General features: G+C 39.1%; 6 protein-coding genes. 3 read left to right on the top strand and 3 right to left on the bottom strand.

The window, feature by feature from the left end; all coding sequences use genetic code 11:
* Positions 1 to 525: 525 nt before the first annotated feature.
* Positions 526 to 1,884 carry a DUF3370 domain-containing protein gene (locus PN471_RS19685; protein ID WP_271778281.1) on the bottom strand — a complete coding sequence of 453 codons (1,359 nt, stop codon included), beginning with the start codon at positions 1,882 to 1,884 and terminating at the stop codon, positions 526 to 528.
* 38 nt (positions 1,885 to 1,922) lie between these two features.
* Positions 1,923 to 2,456, bottom strand: coding sequence for a peptidase C15 (locus PN471_RS19680; RefSeq protein ID WP_271778280.1), 534 nt, complete (start codon positions 2,454 to 2,456; stop codon positions 1,923 to 1,925).
* A 66-nt stretch (positions 2,457 to 2,522) separates the two neighbouring features.
* On the opposite strand from PN471_RS19680, the gene hisH reads away from it, so the two are divergent.
* Together hisH and rsmD are read left to right on the top strand one after the other, a co-directional pair.
* Positions 2,523 to 3,158 (top strand): imidazole glycerol phosphate synthase subunit HisH, encoded by a 636-nt coding sequence (gene hisH / locus PN471_RS19675; protein WP_193893313.1) that lies wholly within the window; start codon positions 2,523 to 2,525, stop codon positions 3,156 to 3,158.
* A 171-nt stretch (positions 3,159 to 3,329) separates the two neighbouring features.
* The gene (gene rsmD / locus PN471_RS19670) at positions 3,330 to 3,881 is read left to right on the top strand and encodes a 16S rRNA (guanine(966)-N(2))-methyltransferase RsmD (protein WP_271778279.1); all 552 of its coding nucleotides are present in this window, start codon (positions 3,330 to 3,332) and stop codon (positions 3,879 to 3,881) included.
* Between the two features lie 76 nt (positions 3,882 to 3,957).
* On the opposite strand, the gene petG is transcribed toward rsmD, so the two are convergent.
* Positions 3,958 to 4,071, bottom strand: a complete 114-nt coding sequence (gene petG / locus PN471_RS19665) for a cytochrome b6-f complex subunit V (RefSeq protein ID WP_015078754.1) — start codon at positions 4,069 to 4,071, stop codon at positions 3,958 to 3,960.
* Positions 4,072 to 4,270: 199 nt separating this feature from the next.
* On the opposite strand from petG, the gene PN471_RS19660 reads away from it, so the two are divergent.
* The gene (locus PN471_RS19660) at positions 4,271 to 4,645 is read left to right on the top strand and encodes a c-type cytochrome (RefSeq protein ID WP_271778278.1); all 375 of its coding nucleotides are present in this window, start codon (positions 4,271 to 4,273) and stop codon (positions 4,643 to 4,645) included.
* Positions 4,646 to 5,084: the final 439 nt, after the last annotated feature.

The raw sequence follows: 5,084 nt of genomic DNA, 5'->3' as shown, positions 1-5,084 counted from the left end.
TATTTTGTTCGTTTCGTCGCTGTAGCCTTCTTTGTTTTCGCTACGCTCAAATACAATTTGGGCTACGCAACTCAACTCACGCGCATTCATCCCACGCTCCTAAGAGTGAGACGTGGGGCTTCTGCTGATTAAGCTAAAAAGCAAGAAGTGACCCGGGGATATTGAGTTAACGATAAGCAAAGTTCCATCAAAAAGATATTGTCATAATTACGGATTTTGGTATGATATTCTCAGTCAAAACTCTACTTATTAGTTTCAGTAGTTGTAGAAGTTTTAGTACCCCTGAGGAGAGTGCCTAAAAAGTAGCAAGAGCTAATAATAAATGACAAACACCTGGATATCATAGGAAAATCACTGAGTAGATTCCGCGAAGTAAATTTTCATATTAATTTGTAACCTGATAGCTTTTCTTAATTAATTTTTAACTTTGGCAACATCTTTTTAGAATTATGAACAAAAAGATCCCCAAAGACAAATATCCCCAACTTCTTTAAGAAGTCGGGGATCTGACTTGGTGATGTTAAACTACTTGGCTTGGGTTGATACTGTTAAAACCTGTGGTGGTGAAGCATCTGGTGGATACAGAAAGTCAACTTGGACTAAAGATGTATTTCCTGGTTTTATATCTAATGAGATTAATGGTTCTCCTAATTCACCGCGCTTTTGAACTAAATGTACAAATTTATTTTGCCATTTTCCCTGATCTTGATAACGTAAGCGTACAGTTCCTCGGAAAAAGATTTGACGAGTGGGTAACTTAAAAAAGCGCAGTCCAGGTTGACTTAATTGATTTTCTTTGAGGGGAGTTTGAATCCCAATGCTCACAGTTTGTGGATTTTGAGTATTGTTGTATAAAGGTAACTTGAGACTATATTGAATCCCATAATTGCCATGAGCGTAATAAGCGGTGTCAGGATAACGCACTAACATCGGTGCGGTTTGAATTTGATTTGTGCCTAATGTTCCTCCATGTAAGGTACTCAAACCGTAGGAAAAGGCCGCACCAGGTTGAGGAATAGTTAAATACTTGCTTTTCGGTGCATCTACTATATCTGCTAACCATCGAGAACCCTTGGATACTCCGGCTACACGCCCGTAAATTGTCGGTTTGTTGTTGCCAGTGATGGTTGTGGGGACTTTATCTCTAGGGGTAGATAATTCACCATTATCTAATAAATTTTGCCATTCTGCTAAATTCGGCGATCGCTCACTACCATCAGTATTTGTGCGGGCAAACATCGCTAAACTAGCAGCATAAATATTACCATTGCTTCGCAGTCGCAGATATGTAGACCGACCATTTAAAGGAGGTGTTAATCCTTGCACGGGAATGGGTAAGTTTAATAACATTTGGCTTTCCCCTGGGGGAATAACAATTTGGGGAGGGAAAATATCTTGTCTTTTTCCTCTCAAAATATCAGACATAACTCGACTTCCAGGTCCAGAAAAAACTGTGCCTAAGTCATTGGGAATTAAGGATGCTAATTCTTTAAATGGGGCATCTGGTTGACTTAAATAACTCCCACCTTGCAATATATTGACTGTTACTGCTTGAGAACCAGGGTTATGTAAGATGATGCCCAAGTACAAAGAACGTAAATCTTCTGGTGGGTCAGCTTTAGCAATATGATGGGCAAAAATATCAAATTGTCCCCGCAAGGGAAAACCTAAATGGGCTGATGGGACTTTTTTTCCCGTTGCGGGAAAGGTAGAAAGTAAAATTCCTTCTTTTAATACCAATTCTGGACTATTACTATTAAATACTGGTAATGAATCCAATCTTCCTGGCAAAGGCCGGACTGATTGTATTTGTAATATTTCTTCGGGTGGTGGTGTGGCAGGAGTAGCTTGAGCAAGGGTGAAAGCAAGTAATAGTGGCAACATAATACTGAGTAAATTTGTTTAAACAGACGTTAATCTCTCTACAGAAGTGCCAAGTTATTCATGATCAAAACGAAATCAGCGATCATCTCTAGGGAATTTTCCGGGTTTAAAATTGGGACATGAACAAAAATACACTTAATTGACGGTTGGGAGTGGTGTAAATAGCCCAAGACTGAATAATAAAGTCCCTCACAGACAAACTTACCACAGTCGTAGCTAATCTCAACTGCGGCTGTTCCGACTAATAATTTTTGGAGATCAACGCTGGTTTGGAAAATATTTTCGGGGGAATTTATAGAGATGCTTGTACCACGAGCAAGGACTTCAACGCTTAATTGGGAACGACTTGCAGCCATACCACAACAGATAATGTAATCTGGTTGGAGTTCATTAATTTTGGTAATGACCCGAGAACTTGCCAGTTGCACATCTACCGGTAAATGGGGCAAAAAAATTAAATCATGGGGGAGTGCAGCCATTTTGGCTAGTCCGAGTAACAAGTCATCGGATGAATTCGACTCTTGTTGGCTTAACCAAATGTCAAAAGAAGTTAATAGTATTTTTTTTTGCATTATAAATAATAATTAGAATTAGAATAATTAAAAGCCCTCCCTCATAAATTTACAAGGAGCAGCTAAATGGCAGTGATTGCAGTTGTTGATTACGATATGGGAAATTTGCACTCTGTTTGCAAAGGATTAGAAAAAGCTGGGGCGACTCCTCTGGTTACTTATTGTTCTCAAGAGTTGGCAAAGGCAGATGCTATAGTTTTACCAGGAGTGGGAGCATTTGATCCAGCGGTACAACATTTGCGATCGCGTGGTTTGGAACAACCGATTAAGGATGCGATCGCCTCTGGTAAACCGTTCTTGGGTATTTGTTTAGGATTACAAATTTTGTTTGAATCCAGCACCGAAGGAACGTTACCAGGACTAGGAATTGTGCCAGGAAAAGTCCGCCGTTTTTGTTCTCAACCGGGGATGACGATTCCCCACATGGGTTGGAATCAACTCCAACTTAACCAACCAAAAAACCTTTTGTGGGAACATTTGCCTATAGATCCTTGGGTTTATTTTGTCCATTCTTACTATGTTGAACCGACAAATCCCCAAGTGCGGGCGGCAACTGTGACTCATGGTGATCAAAGTTTTACAGCAGCGATCGCTCATGATAATCTCATGGCTGTCCAATTCCATCCTGAAAAATCATCAAATGTAGGATTGCAAATCCTCTCTAATTTTGTGGCTCAAGTCCGTGAAAAAGTTTTTGCTTAACAAAAGTTTGCAATATTTTCAGGTGTGAAACTTTGATACAATCATCTGCTACTAGCTATCAGTTCAAGATTAATGATAAATAATTCCTGGATGCTACAAGTCTCCAGATTTATCTCTGGAATCAATCCGAAATCCAAAATCCAAAATCCAAAATCCGATGATCAGTAAGTAATGAGTCTAAGAATTTACGGGAATCGTCTGCTGAAAACTTTACCAGGTGAACATACCAGACCTACCAGTGCGCGAGTCCGGGAAGCATTGTTTAATATTTGGCAGGGGAGAATCGGTGGTTGTCGTTGGTTAGATTTGTGCGCCGGTAGTGGTTCTATGGGTGCGGAGGCTTTGTGCAGAGAAGCCAGCGTCGTCATTGGCATTGAACAATCAAGTCAAGCCTGTGCCATTATCCAAGAAAACTGGCAACAGGTAGCCAAACCAGAACAGAAATTTCAGCTATTGCGGGGAAATATTACTCAACAGTTAAAAAAATTATCAGGTCAAAAATTTGACAGAATATATTTTGACCCCCCTTATACTAGTGGATTATATGAACCAGTATTACAAGCGATCGCTCAATATCAACTTTTAGATTCCCAGGGAGAAATAGCAGTCGAACATCGTCACCAAGATTGGACACCACTAACCATCCCCAACTGGGAAATCTGCCGTCACAAAAGCTATGGCAAAACAGCTTTGACATTTTATCAGGAAACAGGTGACAGGTGACAGGTGACAGGTTATAGGGAATAGATGTTCTTCTTTCTTTCTCCTGAACTCCTGACTCCTGACTCCCTAATCAATATCAGCCGCCCAATTCAGTAGGACGCTTATATTGTCTATAAGCAGCGTAAAATAAACCGCTTAAAGTTACAAAAACTAAACCAAGCACGATACCTGATAGTAATGGTTCAACCACTGTAAAGCTCCTTGTTGCAATTATTGAAAGATTCGATTCCTGTTTTTCATTTTACCAAATTTGGCATTAATCCCGCGCTCTATAGTAGCTTTAAATATAAATACTAGATAAAAATTATCATTTGTACTTGCGAACACCATCAAGAAATTTTAAGCTATGTGTAGGAAATGAAAACTTGCACACCATCAAAGCAAACCTTTTGGATAACCAGCTAATCAAACCCGAAACCCTCATTCAACAGTTCGTTATCTTCACCGTAGCGATACTGATAGCCCTCCCATTAATCCTATTTGGGATGGAAATCGTCAAAGCCTCCGATCCTTATGTTAAAAGTGTTCTATCCCATCAAGGTAACCTAGTCCAGGGAAAAGCTATTTTTCAAATCAACTGTGCTGGTTGTCATGGTTTAGACGCAACCGGACTAGTTGGACCAAGTTTACGTGAAATCTCCAAATATAAATCTCGCTATGGACTAATTCATCAAGTAACTAGCGGTGAAACTCCCCCCATGCCCAAATTCCAGCCTAGTGTCCAAGAAATGGCAGACCTCTTAAGCTATTTAGAAAGCTTATAAATATTTGTGCATGATTAAAAAATTCTATGGACTTGCTGATAAATTATCATGCTAATTTAAATATTTCTAATAGATATAGAAGCTGGCAACTGGTAATAAGGAAACGCAACAAGAAACAGACAACAAAAGTGTTTATAACTACATTTATATGAAATTAAACAAATTAATCCTTTTATTAACCATTATGACATCATTAGTTATGCCTTTAGTGAATTTAGAATTATTTAATTCAGAAATTGCATTAGGAAAGACACCCCAAAAGCGAATTATTAAAGGATCTGGAGTAAATTTTATAGATGATAGGACTTACGCATTGACAGGATCAACCAAATATGAGGTATGGGTTTCGGGCATTTTAACGTGATTTTTTGATGATTTTTGAGCGCTCGCTATTGAGCAGAAGTTAATCACCAAAAGCCTGAAACGAGGGATTTTCGTT

Origin of the sequence: Aphanizomenon sp. CS-733/32, from assembly GCF_028330045.1 — a bacterium.
Lineage (GTDB): Bacteria > Cyanobacteriota > Cyanobacteriia > Cyanobacteriales > Nostocaceae > Dolichospermum > Dolichospermum gracile.
Note: the sequence above shows the minus strand (reverse complement) of the source record. Positions and strands in the feature narration are given on the sequence as shown.